At 69.0% G+C, this 15,840-nt stretch carries 15 protein-coding genes; 9 read left to right on the top strand and 6 right to left on the bottom strand.

Annotated features, from left to right (window positions below):
- Positions 1 to 163 precede the first annotated feature (163 nt).
- Complete coding sequence (locus KMW22_RS11080) at positions 164 to 1,333, bottom strand: tetratricopeptide repeat protein (protein WP_221090110.1); 1,170 nt, start codon at positions 1,331 to 1,333, stop codon at positions 164 to 166.
- A gap of 142 nt (positions 1,334 to 1,475) precedes the next feature.
- Between KMW22_RS11080 and def the strand changes: the two genes are divergently transcribed.
- Genes def through KMW22_RS11065 form a run of 3 tightly spaced genes read left to right on the top strand, consistent with a single transcriptional unit; the run spans position 1,476 to position 3,695 of the window.
- Positions 1,476 to 2,120, top strand: a complete 645-nt coding sequence (gene def, locus KMW22_RS11075) for a peptide deformylase (protein WP_328774665.1) — start codon at positions 1,476 to 1,478, stop codon at positions 2,118 to 2,120.
- Entirely contained in the window at positions 2,117 to 3,064 is a 948-nt protein-coding gene (fmt, locus tag KMW22_RS11070; protein WP_221090109.1) for a methionyl-tRNA formyltransferase, read from the top strand. Before def ends, fmt begins: the two co-directional genes overlap by 4 nt.
- Before the next feature lie 16 nt (positions 3,065 to 3,080).
- Positions 3,081 to 3,695 carry a hypothetical protein gene (locus KMW22_RS11065; RefSeq protein WP_221090108.1) on the top strand — a complete coding sequence of 205 codons (615 nt, stop codon included), beginning with the start codon at positions 3,081 to 3,083 and terminating at the stop codon, positions 3,693 to 3,695.
- A gap of 330 nt (positions 3,696 to 4,025) precedes the next feature.
- Here the strand turns inward: KMW22_RS11065 and KMW22_RS11060 are convergent, their stop codons facing one another.
- Together KMW22_RS11060 and KMW22_RS11055 are read right to left on the bottom strand one after the other, a co-directional pair.
- Positions 4,026 to 4,685: an endonuclease III domain-containing protein gene (locus tag KMW22_RS11060; RefSeq protein WP_221090193.1), complete on the bottom strand. Its 660-nt coding sequence runs from the start codon at positions 4,683 to 4,685 to the stop codon at positions 4,026 to 4,028.
- Between the two features lie 70 nt (positions 4,686 to 4,755).
- Positions 4,756 to 4,944 (bottom strand): hypothetical protein, encoded by a 189-nt coding sequence (locus KMW22_RS11055; RefSeq protein ID WP_221090107.1) that lies wholly within the window; start codon positions 4,942 to 4,944, stop codon positions 4,756 to 4,758.
- Between the two features lie 173 nt (positions 4,945 to 5,117).
- On the opposite strand from KMW22_RS11055, the gene KMW22_RS11050 reads away from it, so the two are divergent.
- On the top strand, positions 5,118 to 5,939 hold the full coding sequence (locus KMW22_RS11050) for a phospholipase A2 (RefSeq protein ID WP_221090106.1): 822 nt from the start codon (positions 5,118 to 5,120) through the stop codon (positions 5,937 to 5,939).
- A gap of 497 nt (positions 5,940 to 6,436) precedes the next feature.
- On the opposite strand, the gene KMW22_RS11045 is transcribed toward KMW22_RS11050, so the two are convergent.
- A complete protein-coding gene (locus KMW22_RS11045; RefSeq protein WP_221090105.1) occupies positions 6,437 to 8,608 on the bottom strand; it encodes a hypothetical protein in 2,172 nt (723 codons plus the stop codon).
- A 207-nt stretch (positions 8,609 to 8,815) separates the two neighbouring features.
- Between KMW22_RS11045 and KMW22_RS11040 the strand changes: the two genes are divergently transcribed.
- From KMW22_RS11040 to KMW22_RS11030, 3 genes are all read left to right on the top strand, one after another.
- Positions 8,816 to 11,359: a hypothetical protein gene (locus KMW22_RS11040; RefSeq protein ID WP_221090104.1), complete on the top strand. Its 2,544-nt coding sequence runs from the start codon at positions 8,816 to 8,818 to the stop codon at positions 11,357 to 11,359.
- Positions 11,360 to 11,441: 82 nt separating this feature from the next.
- On the top strand, positions 11,442 to 12,065 hold the full coding sequence (locus KMW22_RS11035) for a hypothetical protein (protein ID WP_221090103.1): 624 nt from the start codon (positions 11,442 to 11,444) through the stop codon (positions 12,063 to 12,065).
- Positions 12,062 to 12,382, top strand: coding sequence for a hypothetical protein (locus KMW22_RS11030; RefSeq protein ID WP_221090102.1), 321 nt, complete (start codon positions 12,062 to 12,064; stop codon positions 12,380 to 12,382). Before KMW22_RS11035 ends, KMW22_RS11030 begins: the two co-directional genes overlap by 4 nt.
- A 112-nt stretch (positions 12,383 to 12,494) precedes the next feature.
- Here the strand turns inward: KMW22_RS11030 and KMW22_RS11025 are convergent, their stop codons facing one another.
- The gene (locus tag KMW22_RS11025) at positions 12,495 to 12,815 is read right to left on the bottom strand and encodes a hypothetical protein (RefSeq protein WP_221090101.1); all 321 of its coding nucleotides are present in this window, start codon (positions 12,813 to 12,815) and stop codon (positions 12,495 to 12,497) included.
- A 96-nt stretch (positions 12,816 to 12,911) separates the two neighbouring features.
- Positions 12,912 to 14,306, bottom strand: a complete 1,395-nt coding sequence (gene fumC / locus KMW22_RS11020; RefSeq protein WP_221090100.1) for a class II fumarate hydratase — start codon at positions 14,304 to 14,306, stop codon at positions 12,912 to 12,914.
- A 359-nt stretch (positions 14,307 to 14,665) separates the two neighbouring features.
- On the opposite strand from fumC, the gene KMW22_RS11015 reads away from it, so the two are divergent.
- Together KMW22_RS11015 and KMW22_RS11010 are read left to right on the top strand one after the other, a co-directional pair.
- Positions 14,666 to 14,848, top strand: a complete 183-nt coding sequence (locus KMW22_RS11015) for a hypothetical protein (protein ID WP_221090099.1) — start codon at positions 14,666 to 14,668, stop codon at positions 14,846 to 14,848.
- A 178-nt stretch (positions 14,849 to 15,026) separates the two neighbouring features.
- Positions 15,027 to 15,821, top strand: coding sequence for a thymidylate synthase (locus tag KMW22_RS11010; protein WP_221090098.1), 795 nt, complete (start codon positions 15,027 to 15,029; stop codon positions 15,819 to 15,821).
- The last annotated feature ends 19 nt before the right edge of the window (positions 15,822 to 15,840 follow it).

The raw sequence follows: 15,840 nt of genomic DNA, 5'->3' as shown, positions 1-15,840 counted from the left end.
AGGCGAGGCCGCAACAGAAGGTCAATCGCTGCCTCTGCGCCCAGACGCCCTTGAGCCACCGCGCGTCAGCGTCAAGGCCTATCCGCCCAACGATCTCTTTCCCTTTTCTGGACAGCAGACATAGGCCCAGGGGCTTCCCCCCGGGCCTCTACCAGCCTCTTGCTTATTTCTTCTGCTCGGCTAGGCGCAGCTGGTAGGCACTGCTCTTGTCGGTGGGGTCCAGCTTCACGGCCTGGGTGTAGGCCTCGGCGGCGCCCGCAAAGTTCCCAGCTTCAAAGCGCACGCGGCCCAGCCACGCCCAGGCCTTGGCGTATCTGGGATTCTGCGTGGTGGCGGCCGTGAATCCTGCCTCGGCGCCAGCGCTGTCCCCAGCGGCGTAGCGCGCGTAGGCGGCCCGGAAGGTCTGCACCGCCTGCAGGCCGTATTGCCCGGCTTCCTGCACCAGCCCCAGGTTGTAGCGGTCAGCGTCGGTGGCCCCGGGCAGGGCACCCAGTGCGGTATACGCGGCCTGCGCGGCGCCCAGGTCGCCCAGCGCCAGCGCGAGGCGGCCGGCTTCACGGTGCGCCTCGGCAAAGGTGGGGGCGCGGCGGGCGGCCTCCTGAAACCCGACCAGGGCCTGGGGGCGCCGCCCGCCTTCCAGGTCCGCATAGGCGCGGCTGAAAGCGCGGGTGGCGTCCGGGCCGTACTGGGCCGCCTTGCCGGCAAGGCGGCGGAAATAGGTGAGGCCAGCGTCGCCAGGTTTCAGGGCCAGCGCGCGGTCATACAGGGTCTGGGCCTGGGCAAAGTTACCCTGCTCCAGCGCCGTGCGCGCGGCCCACGAGGCACAGAGACCATTGTTCGCATCCAGCGTCAGGCAGCGGGCGAAAAAGGCGGCGGCCTGGTCCAGCTGGCCCCGGGTGAAGGCGGCGTAACCCAGGTTGTACTGCACGGTGGCGGCTTCGCGGGCGTCGGTTTGTGCGGCGTTGGGGGCCGCCTGAAAATACGCCTGCCACGCCAGCTCGGCCTGCCGCCAGAAGCCCACCTCGGTGTAGATCTGGGCGCGCAACCGCAGGTAGTCGGGATTGGTGGGGGCGGCCTGCACGGCCCGCTCGGCGGCGGCGGCGGCCTGCTTCCACAACGGCTGGTCAATATTGGCGCTGCCCTTCGGGTAAGCCGCGCGGGCCCGCGTGACCAGATCGCGGGCCTCGGCAGCGGCCTGCGCGGCGCCCTGGGTTTGGGTCAGTGGGGTCTGCACCACCGGGGGCTGCGGCGCGGGGCTGGGGGCGGGAGAGGTCTGGGCCAGGGCCGGCACGGGAGCCGCGCTCAGGGCCAGTAGCAGGGTCAGGGCTCGCATGGGGGGATTTCAGCAGGCGGGCCTGACGCGGGGGGGCCGGCTTTCGTAAGGGCCACTTCACCGTTTTGGCACCCCCTGGAACGCGGCGCCGGCTGCACGCGGCTTCTTTTGCCCGGCGTGGCGTCTGGTAAAACAGGGCATTGTGACTGACGCTCCTTCCCCCCGCGTGTACCCGCTGCGCCTGTACGGCGACCCGGTGCTGCGCCGCAAGGCCAAGCCGCTGCTCCACACTGACCTGCTGACGGTGCCCGGCTTCTCGCCCCAGACGGTGCGGCAGGTGGCCGACACCATGCTGGAAACCATGTTCGAGGCCCGGGGCGTGGGGCTGGCCGCGCCGCAGATTGGCCTGCCGGTGCGCCTGTTCGTGGCGGTGGAATACGAGGACGACGAAGAGGAGGGCACCGACACACCCCTGAAATCGCGGGTGCTGCGCGACTACGTGATGCTCAACCCGGTGCTGCGCGTGATCGACAAGAAAAAGGACCGCTCGTACCAGGAAGGCTGCCTGAGCATCCCCGGCATTTACGAAGAGGGCGTGGCCCGCGCCCGCGCCGTGCAGGTGAGCTACACCGATCTGGACGGCCAGCCCCGCGTCATTGAAGCCGACGATTATCTGGCCCGGGTCTTCCAGCACGAAACCGACCACCTGGACGGCGTGCTGTTCCTGGACCGCCTGCCCGCCGAGGTCACCGAGGACTACCGCAAGGAACTGCTGGCCCTGCAGCAGAAGTCCAAGGCGTACTTAAGCAGTCTGGCGCAGGCCCGCCGCCCCGGGGCTGACCGTTGAGCACGCCGCGCGTGGCCTTTTTCGGCTCGCCCGCCTTTGCCCTCCCGGTGCTGGACGCCATCCGTGCCCAGTTCGAGGTGGTGCTGGTGGCGGCGCAGCCCGACAAGCCGGTGGGCCGGGGCCTGAAACTCACCCCGCCCCCGGTGGCCGCCCACGCCGCCGCCCTGGGACTGCCGCTGGCCCAGCCACGCAAACTGCGGGGCAACGCGGCCTTTGCAGCGCAGCTGCGGGACTCGGGGGCCGATGTGGCCGTGACCTGCGCCTACGGCAAACTTCTGCCGGGTTCGCTGCTGGCCGTGCCGCGCTTTGGCTTTTTGAACACCCACACCAGCCTGCTGCCCGCCTACCGGGGCGCGGCGCCGATTCAGTGGGCCCTGATTCGCGGCGAAACGGTCACCGGCACCACCATCATGCAAACCGATGAAGGCATGGACACCGGCCCCATCCTGCTGCAGGAGGCGCTGCCCATTGCCCCGGACTGGACCAGCGTGGAACTGGCCGAGGCCCTGAGCACCCAGGCCGCGCGCCTGATTGTGCAGGCGCTAGGGCAGCTGGGCAGCCTCTCCCCTACCCCGCAGGATCACGCCCAGGCCACACACGCGCCCATGCTGGTCAAGGAAGACGGCTTCGTGCGCTGGACCGACGGCGCGCAGGCCGTGGTGGACCGCTTCCGGGGCGTGGCCGCGTGGCCGCAGACCACCGCCTTTCTGGGCGGCGCGCGCCTGAAACTGGGCGGCCTGGGTGTGGCCGGCGGCCAGGGCCGGCCCGGCGAGGTGCTGGCAGTGACGAATGAAGGCCTGACTGTGGCCTGCGGTGAAGGCGCCGTGACGGTCGCCACCGTGCAGCCTGAAGCGCGCAAGGCGCAGCCCGCCGCGCTGTGGGCCCAGGCGGCCGGGGCCGGGCCCGGCACCCGCTTTGACCTCTGGCAACCCCCCGCCCCCTGACCCCGTACCCTGGGGTGTGAGCTTCCAGTTTCCCCTGACCCTGACCTTCAAGTTCAGCCTGCTGACCGAACTGCGCGTCACCGACGCCTCGGGAGCGCTGGTGGCAGTGGTCAAGGAAAAGACCTTCAGCGTGCGCGACGAGGTGCGCGTGTTTGCCGACGAGGCCCGCACCCAGCAGACCCACGGCATCCGCGCCGAGGGCTTTCTGGCCGGCGCCCTGGACTGGAAAGCCCGGCGCCTGATCCGCCGCGTGGACGGCACGCCGGTGGGCGCCCTGCAGGCCCAGGGCATGCGCACCCTGTGGGGCGCCGTGTACGAACTGCTGGGCCCGGAAGGCGACCTGCGCTTTACCATCCGCGACGATCACCCTTGGCTGAACGTCATTGAAGGCCTGATCGGCGCCATTCCCTTCATCGGCGACCTGATCGCCATGGGCTTCGACTACCTGGTCAACCCCACCTACACCATGACCGACAGCAGCGGACAGCCCCGCTACCGCGTGCACAAGAAGCGCAGCCTCTTCTCCCGCCGCTTCACCGTGGACACCCTGCGCCCCGGCGACACCCAGGACAGCGAACTGGTGCTGCTGGGCCTGGTGCAACTGGTGCTGCGCGAGCGGGAAAGGGGGTAAGGAGGGTGTGGGAAGTGGGTTGTAGGGAGTGGGAAAAGAAGAAGGCGAGGGCGTAAAAGCCACTCGCCTTTTCTTTTGTTGTTTGAACAGTAGAACCTTCTGGTTCGCACCAAATTCCTATGCCCCCGTACCGCCTAAGTCCAGACGAAGCCGTCGTGCCCGAAGGGCGCGGGCGTCCGCAGATGGGCGGAGGCAGGCCACGGCGTACGACACGGGGCGAAGGCAAGCCCCTTCGCCCCGTTAGTCAACGTTGCCCAGTGCGAACGTTGCTCCCCCCTACCCCGGAGGGGCAGGGGGGCTGGGGGGGGTGGGGCCAGCGCCGGACCCCTCTTACCCCTTCCAACTCGGCACCTTCCCCCCAAACACCGCAAACGCATCACACCGCGCCCGCAGCACACACACCCCGCACTTCGGGTGATGCCACGAGCACACCCGCTGCCCATGCGTCAGCAGGTTGATGTGCAACTCGTACAGAAAGGGCGGGTCCGGCGGCAACAGCTTTAAGAGCGCCTTGTGCGCCGCCTGCTCGCCCATCTTGGGAATGGCACCCACCCGGGTGGTCACGCGGTGGACGTGCGTGTCCACCGGAAAAACTGGGCGAGCGTAATTAAACAGCAGGACCAGACTGGCTGTCTTGACGCCTACCCCCGGCAGGTCAGTCAGCCATTTCAGGGCGTCTTTGACCGGCAAGTCCTTCAGAAAATCCAGGTTGTACCCGCCCGGCGAGTCCCGGATGGCCACCAGGGTCTGCTGAATGCGCGGCGCCTTGCTTTCAGGGTAGTTGCTGCGGCGAATAGCGTGCGCCACCTGCTCGGTGGGCGCGGCGATAATCGCGTCCCAGTCGCCCAGGGTGCGCAGCTCCTGGTAGGCGGCGTCCTCGTCGCGCCAGTTCGTGCGCTGCGAGAGAATGGTGCTGATCAGTTCGTGCAGGGGGTCCCGGCGGGGTGAGAGCGGCTTTTCGCCGTAGGCTTCCCGCACCTGCTCTTTCATCCAGACCAGCAGTTCGGCCCGCTCGGTGTCCGGGCGGGCCGCGTTCAGGCGGGCTTCGGTGCTCACGGCCTCAGGAGCGGCCGGCAGCTTCGGGGGCCTCGCTGTCTTCAATATCGTCGCGGCCACCCTCGGCGGGGCCCGTCTTGGCGGCGGGGTCCACGTTGGGGGCCTGACCCTGGCTCTCGCCGTGGCCCTGGGGCGAACCGCCCTCAGCCGGCGTCTGGTTGGCGGGGTCGTAGCTGGTCTTGGGGTCGGTCATGGGGCTTAGCTTGCGCGCCGGGCGCCGTGCCCACACAAGAAGGGGGTAAAGGGAGGTTTATGGCCTGTGCCCATCCCCCGTTCCCCGAGCGTTCCTGGGGGGGCAGACACACTGCGACCTGTCTGCAGGCCGCCTCGCCGCAGCGAAGTTCAAGCGGCCTGCACTGGAGTCCCATGTCTGACCTGTCTGCTGTCTCTCACCTGACCGCCCAAACTACACCTCTGCGCCGCGCCCTGGGCGCCCTGAGCCTGGCCCTGGCCCTGGCGGCCTGCGGGGGCACGACGCCCCCAGAGACGGCTGTGCCAGCGTCCACCCCTGCCCAGCCGACCACCACGGCGGTGAGCGCCGTGCAGCCGCAGTTCATCGTGCCCGAAGACCCCAGCTGCGACCCCTACGCCATCGAGTGCCCGCAAGACCCAGGCGGCGGGGGCACCTCGTACTACCGTTACTGGACGCTGGCACAGGTGGCCACCATTGACGCCCGGGCCGCCTACGCCGTGAACCTGACCCGGGGCAGCGCCGCCGCGCTGGACCAGGAGCGCGCCCAGCATTACCCGGCGCAGAAGGCCCTGGTGGACCAGACCCCCACCGACTGGACTGCGGTGCAGACCCAGGCCACGCCGTACGCCGGGCTGAACTGGAGCCAGGACGGCTGCTCCACGACCACACTCACCAACATCCTGACGCTGGGCATGACCGCGCTGTACAGCCAGACCTTCGGGCCGGCGTGTCGCCTGCATGACTTTGCTTACCGCAACATTGCCCGCCTCGCCAACGAGGCGCAGGTGGCGAGCGGCCAGGTTGACCGGGTGGACCATGTGGCACTGCGCCGCGAGGTAGACGATCTGTTCCTGAACAATATGCTGGACATTTGCGTGGGTAAAGCCTGGATCGTGCGCGGTTCATGCAACAACTGGGCCAAAACGTTTGCCTCGGCCGTGCGGTCCTACGGTGGGTCCAGCTGGGCCGTGTGGAACTTTACCTGGGAAGAATAAGCAGATCCGCTTTGCGGCGGCCACGGGGAACGGTTTCCCTGTGGCCGCCGCTGTTTTGCCGTTGAACAACGGGGCACTGCCATGACACAGGCGGGCGCGCAGGACCCTAGGGATGGGCAAGAGGGCCCTGCCACTACGGCCCAGGCGGCAAGAAGCGCAGGAGACCGGCTTTTCCCTCACCCTGCCCGCCCTTGTGAACCGGCTGACCACCCCTTGCCCTGTCTACCTCAAGTCCTGCTGGGACGGGCACCTGGGCGGCACGGGGCCGTACCCCAACCCCTCTCTAGCCTAAGAACCGTCTGTCTAACTGAAGCTGCTTCTGCCTCTCGGTACCCGCTGACGCCCTAGGTGATCCACGGCGCGGATAATGGCCGCTCTCCGCCGGCACGCCAGCACACTCAACCACTGAGGGCGCTGCTGTGCTCTGGCCTGCTGCAACACACCGCGCCCCCGGCTCGCTGGGAACCGGGGGCAGGGCTGAGCTATTTGCCTCTGGCTTACCAGCGAATGCTGCCTGTGGACTTGTTCACGGTGAAGCGGTAGACCTCGGCAGAGTGGCAGCTGGTGCAGCCAGTGCCGGCGGGATCGTAGACCGTGCGTCCACCGGCGGTGACGGCCAGATCAATGTTGCGGCGGTAGCTGCCAAAGATGCCCGAGGAGCGGCGCGAGATGCTGCTGACGCGGATGATCGTCTCGCCCGTAGGGTTCAGGTCATTCACGATGTTCAGGGTGCCGTCGCCGCTCAGGTTGCCGATGCGGGTGACCGCGCCGGTCTGGGGATCAATCTTGTCCACCTCCACATCGCCGGTCACGCTGGTGAAGTTCAGGTTCAGGTCGGTGTAGGGCGTGCCGGGGTTGCTAGGACCGGGCTGGCCGCCGGTCCAGCAGGGCAGCGGGCGTTTCCAGTCCAGCACCTGTGCCTGCCACGTGCTGGAGGTAATGAGGGGGAAGGCCACGCCGGCATCGGCGCGCACGCCCACTGCCGGGCAGATCTCGAAGCTGGCACTCTGGCCGGCCACCACGGCAGCGCGGGCATCGGCCTCGGCGAAGGGCTTGGCGTGCACAAAGACCTGCGGCCCGCTGGTGGACGCGCTGTAAAGCGCCAGAATGCCCTTGGTCCCCACATAGGCGTGGGCATGGCCGGTGCCGTTCACCGTGGCCGGCTGGCTGTTTACGTTCGCGCTGTGCTGGCTGATGCCGCTCCAGCCGCTGCCCCGGTTGTATTCCACGCCGTAGCGGCCATTGAAGGTCTGCGAGACCTCGTAGCGCAGGGTCGCGCTGATCTGGCCGTTCGTACCCACGGTGGGCACCAGAATGGGCGTGATCACCACCGGCACCGGCCCGATCATGAAGGTGATCGGCGAGAACACCACCTGCCACTGGGTCAGGTCCTTGGCCTCGTTCCAGCTGTACGACCCCTTGGCCTCCACGATGGCGCGGGCCGACTGCGAGAGTTTCACCCCGGCGTCAAAGTGCCGCAGGCTGAACCAGCGGATGCTGACATTGATAAAGGCGTCGGCCTGGGCATTCAGCTGACCATCAAAGGTGGCGTAGTTGGTGCCCGGCACGCGGCTGCGCAGGCCCCCCGCCGCGCCGTCGTCGCAGCTCAGGTCGCGCTGGGCATGGTCGTACAGGCAGAAGGGCGACTTGTTGAAGCTGAAGAGGCGGAAGTCGCGCTGGGCGCCCAGGTTCCCCTGGCTCTGGGCCCGCTGTGCCCGGATCATCTCGCCGGACTTCTCGTAGTCAATGCTGCCCTCGTCCAGCGCCACGGCCGCGTCCAGATCGCCGTCCTGAATCACCTCTTCCAGCGTGACCTCGCCTGTGTACACGGTGGTCGTCTCGCCCTGCACCTCAATGGCCTTCACGCGGCCCAGCAGGCCGGCCGGGGCGGCTTCGGTGGGGCGGCTGGCCAGCACCATGCCTTCTTTCAGGGTGGCCAGCAGGGGGCTGTCGCTGCGGAACACCAGTTCCCGGCCGTCTTCGGAGGCTTTCAGCAGCCCGCTGCGGTCCTGGGCACCCAGCACCCGGGTGGTTTCGGGCACCACGGCGTCGGGGCGCACGCCGTCAGAGTTCCAGGGGTTGGCGTTCTGGTCATCAATGGCCACCCAGAAGCGGTTTTCGGCGTTCAGGGTGCCATTGGCATAGAAGCGCCAGCCGCCCTTCTGGCCGTCGGCCTGCCCGTCGTGGAATTCGGCCATGCGCCAGTTCTGCCCGAATTCGGTGGCGCACAGCAGGTCCGCCATGGCCCGTGAGGTCAGGGCGCTGCCGGCCACCGGCGGGGTCAGGCGCACCTCGCCGCCCGCCCAGCCGCTGTAGAAGTCCAGCTTCAGGCCCTCGGGGGCGGGGCGGCCATCGGGGTTCAGGCACAGCAGGGGCAGTTCGGCGGTGGCGGCCGTATCGCCCTGGTAGGGGTTGGTGGCCTCGTCGGCCCCCACCCGTACCACGTCGCCCTCGGCGTCCAGCACCCGCCACGTCATGCCGCGCCACGCCTCACTGACATTCAGGGTGCTGAGGTTGCGGGCGCGGCCAGCGGCCGGGGCCAGATCGGCGGGCTTCTGCAGGGCGGGGCCCGCCGTCTGGGGGGCCTTGGCGGGAACAGGCGCGCTTTGGGTCCCGCAGGCGGCGAGCAGCAGGGTCAGGGACAGCACGGGCAGGGACAGGTGTTTCATGGCAGAACCTCGGGGAATGAAGGGAAACGGAGAGCGGCGGGCGAACGGTGAAGGGGAAACCCAGGAGCCACCAGGGCGCCGGTTTCATGGCTTCAGCGTGGCCGGGGGGGGTGGAACGCCCAGGGAATCCGGGGCCGTGCGCCCCAGGGAACGCTGGGCCGGCCCTGACCCCGCCTGAACAGGGCGCGCGGTAGACTGCCCCCACCCATGACCCCCCTGCCCAGACGTTCGGCGGTGCCGCGCGCCGCGCGGTTCGAGCGGCCCCGTACCGGGCTGCTGCTGCAGCTGTCCGACACGGTGGACGTGCCGCTGATCGTGCTGGCGGCGCCGGCGGGCTACGGCAAAACCACGCTGCTGGCGCAGTACGCCCGCGCCACCCCGCGCCGCGTGGCATGGTGCCGCGCCGGGGCGCAGGACGGCCCCGCCACCCTCAGCGCCCGCCTCGCCGCCGGCCTGCCGGAACTTTCGGCCCTGCACAGCCCCGACCCGCGCACGCCCCCCAGTGCACTGGCCGAGGGGCTGGCCGCCGGCCTGGACGCCCTGAACGACGGCGTGGACCTGATCGTGGACAATGTCGAGGACGATGCCCAGCGCCGCTGGCTGGCCGATCTGGCCGACCTGCTGGAAGAGGGCCACCGCCTGCTGCTCAGCACCTACAGCACGGGCGGCCTGCGCCTGGCCCGGCGGCTGGCCGAGGGCCGGGCCCTGGTGCTGGACGCCACCGATCTGGCCTTCAGCTCCGACGAAAGCGCGGCTTACCTGAGCGAGCGCGGCAGCGCCGTGGCCGCCCCGGACCTGTCGCACCTGGGCGGCTGGCCGGCGGGACTGGCGCTCTCGGCGCACGGGGCCTCGCGGCACGCCAGTGCCGATGATCTGGTGCACGACGCCCTGGGCACCCTGCCCCCCCCAGTGCGCGAGCACCTGTGCGCCCTGGCCCCGCTGGAGGTCTGGACAGAAGCCGAGGCCGCCGCGCTGGCCCCCGAACTGGCGGCGGGCTGGCTGCAGGCGGTGCAGCGCGCGGGGCTGCCGGTCACGCCGCTGGGCGGCGGCGCCTACCGGCCCCACCGCCTGCTGACCGGCGCCCTAGACGCCGAACTAGGCCGCGACCCGCTGCGGGCCCGCGCCGCCCGCCGCGCCGCTGCCGCCCAGGCCGAGGCGCGGGGGGACACGGAGCGCGCCGCCGCCCTGTACCTGGACGCTGGGGCCCCCACAGAGGCTCTGCGGCTAGCCCAGGAATTGGTGCCGCTGTACCGCGACCGGGGCGAACACCGCCTGACCCGCGCGCTGCTGGAGCGTTTTACCCCGGCCGATCTGCACCCCAGCCTGCGCGAGCGTCTGGCCTGGGCACAGATCGAAACGGGCGCGGCGGCCAGCGGCGAGGCGACCCTGGAGGCCCTGCGCGCCGCTGGGGGCCTCAGCGCCTCGGGGCTGGCGTCGCTGGCGATGGTGCGCGGGCGCCAGGGCGACACGGCGGCCCAGTACGAACTGGCCCGGCAGGGGCTGGCGCTGGGCGGCGCAGTTGTGCCCGCGCTGTTCTGGCCCTTCGTGCAGGCCGCGCTGCGCCTGGGCCACAGCGCCGAGGCCGAGCAGGCCGCCGAGACCTTCTGGCGCTGGGCGCGGGCCGGCGCCGACCCGGTGCGGCTGGCCGAGGCGTGGCAGCTGCGCGCCCTGGTGTGGCGCCGCACCCGCCCCCCCCAGGAGGCCGCGCAGGCCCTGGCCCAGGCGCGCGCCGCCTACGAGGCGTTGGGCTGGCAGGGCCGGGCAGCGGCGGTGCATCTGGACGAACTGGACCTTGCGGTGCAGGGCGGGCAGGCCAGCGAGGTGCTGGCCGTGACCCTGGGTGCGCTGGAAGGGCGGCTGCCGGCCGGGGGCGCCGTGGCCCAGGTGCGCCGCCTGCGGCTGCTGGGCACCGTGCAGCGCCGCCTGGGCCAGGGTGACGCTGCCGAGGCCACCCTGCGCCGCGCGCTGCAGGCCGCGCAGGAAGCCGGCATTGACCCGCAGGCCAGCGGCCTGACCCAGGCCCTGAGCGAGGCGCAGCAGGACCGGACGCTGCCCGCCGCGCCCCTGGGGGCCGCCCCCCCAGCCGAGGCGGCCCCCTACCGCCTGACCGTGACCACGCTGGGCGACTGCCGGGCCGCCGTGAACGGGCAGCCGGTCAAGCTGGGGCTGGCCAAGGCGCGCGAACTGCTGGTGTGGCTGGCGCTGCACGGCTCGGGCTCGCGCGACGAACTGGTGACGGCCCTGTGGGACGGCTCGGCCGAGGAGCGGCACATCGAATACTTCCGGGTAACGGTGCGCCGCCTGCGCGCCGCGCTGCGCGAGCACCTGCCCGCTGGCCTGGACCCGCTGCCCTACGCCGATGGCCGCTACCGCCTGGACGCGGCCCTGACGGTGGCGCTGGACCTGCACGCGCCGGCTGGCCCGGGGGCCCTGAAGCCCTTCCTGCCGGGCGTGGACAGCGAATGGGCCGAACTGTACCGGCAGGCGCACGCCCAGCGCGCGGCGGCGGCGCTGCTGGCCCAGGCGGCGGCCTCTGCCCCGCCCCAGGCCGCCGAGACCTGCCGCGCCCTGCTGAGCGCCGACCCCCTGCTGTGCCCCGCGCACGAGGGCCTGATTCTGGCCCTGCGGGCCCAGGGCGACGAGGCGGCGGCCCGGCAGGCCCTGCACGCCTATGCCCGGGTGCTGCGCGAGGAATACGGCGAGGCCTTACCGCCCGCCTTTCAGGCCCTGCTGCCCCAGGCGGCGCGCTGAGCCTGTTCCCAGGCCACCCCGGCCCCAGCGTTCCCTGATCGTTCCCTGGGCTCACGGCACCCTGACACCCAGAGGACCCCCCATGACCCAGACCCTGCGCGCCCTGCTGCCCCTGACCCTCGCTGGCCTGCTCGCCTCCTGCGGCGGCGTGGCCCCTGCGCCCCAGCCCACTGGCCTGCACGCCCTGAACGAAGACATCTGCCCGTCGTGCGGGCGGCCCAGCGTCACCGTGCGGCCCGGCTGGGTGTGGCAGGCCCCGCCCGCCGGCCTCCTGGCGTCCAGCGGCGAGGGGTCAAGCCCCGAGGCCGCGCCCGAGTGGGCCGCGTCACGGGCCGTGGCCGCCGAGGCGCGCAGCAGTGGCCGCACCCTGTGGGAAGTGGACCTGCAACAGGCCACGCTGGCCGAGGAATTGCCTGTGCTCTGTTTTGACGACACCCGCAAGGACCGCCCCACGCTGGTGCCGCCTCTTACCCTGTCCCTGAACCCCTTTTCACCCGGCACGGCCCGCAACGTCTGGACGGGGGGGCGCCTTGCGTTTTCCAAGCCGGTCTCTGCCCAGGCCGTGCAGACCGAGGCCCAGGGCCAGGAACAGTGCGCCGCCGAATTTGGCCCTGGGTGGCGCATGTTGCGCAGCGACCACGCGGCCGACGCACTGCCCCTGGGCACCCAGGCCCTGACCCTGTGGGCGCTGCAGACCCAGCCATGAACCGCGCCCGCGCCCAGTGGCAGGCGCTGGCCCCCAGCGTGGGGGGCCTGCTGGACGAACTGCACGGCACTTTTGCCACCCACGACCTCACCAGCACCTGGAACGCCGGCCAGCGGGCCCAGGCCCTGCATCTGGTGGACCAGCTGCGGCGCGCCTGGGCCCGGGAGTATGTGGCGCTGGACGATCTGGCGGCCCTGGAGGCCCTGACAGCGGGCCTGAACCTGCCCGCCACCGTGACCTGCCGCGCCCGGCTGGAAGGGGTGCAGGGCCACTTCCGGCGGGTGGTGGAAGCCACCTACGAGGCGTTGGCGGAGTAAGACGGGCGGCCGTCCACTTCTGGACCTCCGTTGCTGAGCCGCCCGGCTCGTGCCGCCTCTCGAAAAGATCGCGTCATGCGTGACGGCGTGTTTCAGAGGTTGTATGAAACGATTACTCGCGGGGCCGGGTTTCCCAGCGAATCACTTCCAGCCAGTTCACGGCCACCCACACGGGCAGAAAACTCAGGGCGAAGGACAGCACCCAGCCCACACCCATCAACAGGGGGAGCATCCCCCCGGACAGTGGCCGGCCGCTCGCCATCAGAAACCACAGCCCCGCCGGCAGCAGGCTCCACAGCATGGACCCCAGCACGCCCAGGGCTGCCCGGAAGCCCAGGTCGCGCCGCCCCATCCAGACTCCATAGGCAAAGATGGCGCCCGCCGCCAGCAGCGCCACCTCAAAGCCAGCGCCCGTGTTGATGTTGGTGTTCACAGGCCAACCCTATATGGCCGTGTTGCCTTCCACTGCCCAGCATGACCAGGGGCCGCGCCCAAACATCAGGCGTGGCCCCCAGAGAAGCGTTTCGGCTTAGCTGTGCGTCATGTCCAGCGGCACGACCCACTGGGCAAATTCGTCTTCGGTCACGTAGCCCAGGGCCAGCGCGGCATCTTTCAGGCTGCTGCCTTCCTTGTGCGCCTTCTTGGCAATGGCGGCGGCCTTGTCGTAGCCAATGTGCTTGTTCAGGGCCGTGACCTGCATCAGGTTGATGCTGAGGTTGTGCTCGATCTTCTCGAGGTTCGGTTCGATGCCCACGGCGCAGTTGTCGTTGAAGGCGAGGCTGGCGTCGGCAATCAGGCGAATGCTCTCCAGCACCGCATGCACCATCACGGGCTTGAACACGTTCAGCTGGAAGTTGCCCTGCGACCCAGCGAACGCCACGGTGGCATCGTTGCCGAACACGCGGGTGGCCACCATCGTCAGCGCCTCGCTTTGCGTGGGGTTCACCTTGCCGGGCATAATCGAGCTGCCGGGCTCGTTTTCAGGAATGGTGATCTCGCCAATGCCGTTGCGGGGCCCGCTGGCCAGCCAGCGCACGTCGTTGGCCATTTTCATCAGGGCGCCGGCCAGGGTGCGCAGGGCCGCGCTGGTCTGCACCAGCGCGTCGTGGGCTGAGAGGGCCGCAAACTTGTTCTCGGCGCTGCGGAAGGCGTAGCCGGTTTCCTCGCTGTACTTGCGGGCCGCCAGATCGCCGAACTCGGGGTGGGCGTTCAGGCCGGTACCCACCGCCGTGCCGCCAATGGCGAGGTCCAGCAGACCTTCACCGGCGTGCTTCACCTCGGCCAGGGCGTAGTCAATCTGGGCGACCCAGCCGCCAATTTCCTGGCCCAGGGTGATCGGTGTGGCGTCCTGCAGGTGGGTGCGGCCCACCTTCACCAGTCCGGCGTGCTGTTCGGCCTTCTGGGCCAGGGTGTCGCGCAGTTTGCCCACGGCGCCATACAGCCGCTCGTTCAGTTCCAGCACCACGGCGATGTGCATGGCGGTGGGAAAGGTGTCATTGCTGCTCTGCCCACGGTTCACGTGGTCGTTGGGGTGCACGGGCTTCTTGGAGCCCATCTCGCCGCCCGCGATCTCGATGGCGCGGTTGGAGATCACCTCGTTGGCGTTCATGTTGCTCTGGGTGCCGCTGCCGGTCTGGAACACCACCAGGGGAAAGTGGTCGTCCAGCTTGCCAGCAATGACCTCATCGGCCGCCTGCACGATCAGGTCGGCCACGTCGCGCGGCAGTTCACCCAGATCGGCGTTGGCCTGCGCGGCGCCCTTTTTCAAAATGCCCAGGGCCCGGATCACCGGGCGGCCCCAGACAAACGTGTCGCGGCCAATCGGGAAATTGTGAATGGAGCGTTCGGTCTGCGCGCCCCAGTAGCGGCTGGCGTCCACATCTAGCGTGCCCATGGTGTCCGACTCTTTGCGGTAGGTCGTCATACAGGGCTGAGTGTACGGGGCGGGGGCTGTTACAGGTGGGGGAACGAGGGGCGGAAGGTGGACGGCCCCGGCTGTCCAGCGCCGCTTCACGCCCTAATTCTCGGGTGCATGTACAGTGAGCTCAGGTGAGCAGGAACGCCTGGCTGCAAGGCTTCCTCTGACGTTCATTCCGGAGATCTGGACCCTCCATTGCAGGCTCAACGAGCAAAAGAGAAGGACGACCCAGCCGCCACAGCATGAAGTCGCCCCTTCGCGCAAACAGCCTCTTTCCGGTGCCCTCTCGGGCGCTGGCCTCAGCCGTTCCCAGTGAGCTTACCTCACCTCCTCACTGGGGATAGCCATTCAAGGAAGAATTTACGATGGATTCCATCCAGCTCGCTGTTTTCGCCCTCATCGCTTTTGCCTTCACTCTGGTCGCCTTGGGCATTCAACTGCCCATGCATGCCCTGTTCCGCTTGCTGGAGAACAACAGTCGGGAGGCCGCCTCTCTCATGGCCTTCGGTCTGCTACTGGGCTTCCTAGCTGGGTTGGGAGGCAAGTAGCTCCTCCAAGGGATGATGGCGAACTTCATTGCCTGATGTCGTAACTGGACCGCCATACGGTGGTCCAGTTCTATGTGATGGACAAATATGAAGTGTCCGCCCTGCCACGACCTACGCTCGTCTGGCTGTCCAGCGCCGCTTCACGCCCTGCGCCGGGCGGCCCTCTAAAGTGAGGCCAATGCGCCAGTATCTCGACCTGCTGCAACACGTGCTGGACTCTGGCACCCCCAAAACCGACCGCACCGGCACCGGTACCCTCTCCGTGTTCGGCCACCAGATGCGCTTTGACCTTCGAGAAGGCTTTCCACTGGTCACCACAAAGAAGGTGCACCTGAAGAGCGTGATCTACGAACTGCTGTGGTTCCTGCGCGGCGACAGCAACGTGCACTGGCTTCAGCAGCGCGGCGTGAGCATCTGGGACGAGTGGGCGGACGAAGAGGGCGAACTGGGGCCGGTGTACGGGGTGCAATGGAGAAGCTGGCCCACACCGGACGGCGGCCACATTGACCAGATTGCCCGGGTCGTGGAGCAGATCAAAACCAATCCCGACAGCCGCCGCCTGATCGTTTCAGCCTGGAACGTGGCGCAGGTTGACCAGATGGCGCTGCCCCCCTGCCACGCCCTGTTTCAGTTCTATGTGGCGGACGGGCGACTGAGCTGCCAGCTGTATCAGAGATCTGTTGATTGCGGGCTTGGTCTGCCCTTTAACATCGCCTCCTACGCGCTGCTGACCCTGATGGTCGCGCAGGTTTGCGGGCTGGAACCCGGCGAGTTTATCCATACCTCCGGCGACGCGCACATCTATCTCAACCATGTTGAACAGATTCGGCTTCAGCTGACGAGAGAGCCCCACCCACTCCCGAAGATGTGGCTCAATCCAGACGTTCAAGACCTGTTTGCATTTCGCTATGAGGATTTCCGTTTAGAAAACTACGTCGCGCATCCGCATATCAAGATGGCAGTTTCTATTTAGATTCTTCAGTCTGCGTCAG

This window comes from Deinococcus aquaedulcis, assembly GCF_019693445.1.
Classification (GTDB): Bacteria; Deinococcota; Deinococci; order Deinococcales; family Deinococcaceae; genus Deinococcus; species Deinococcus aquaedulcis.
This window is presented reverse-complemented; position numbering and strand designations above follow the sequence as displayed.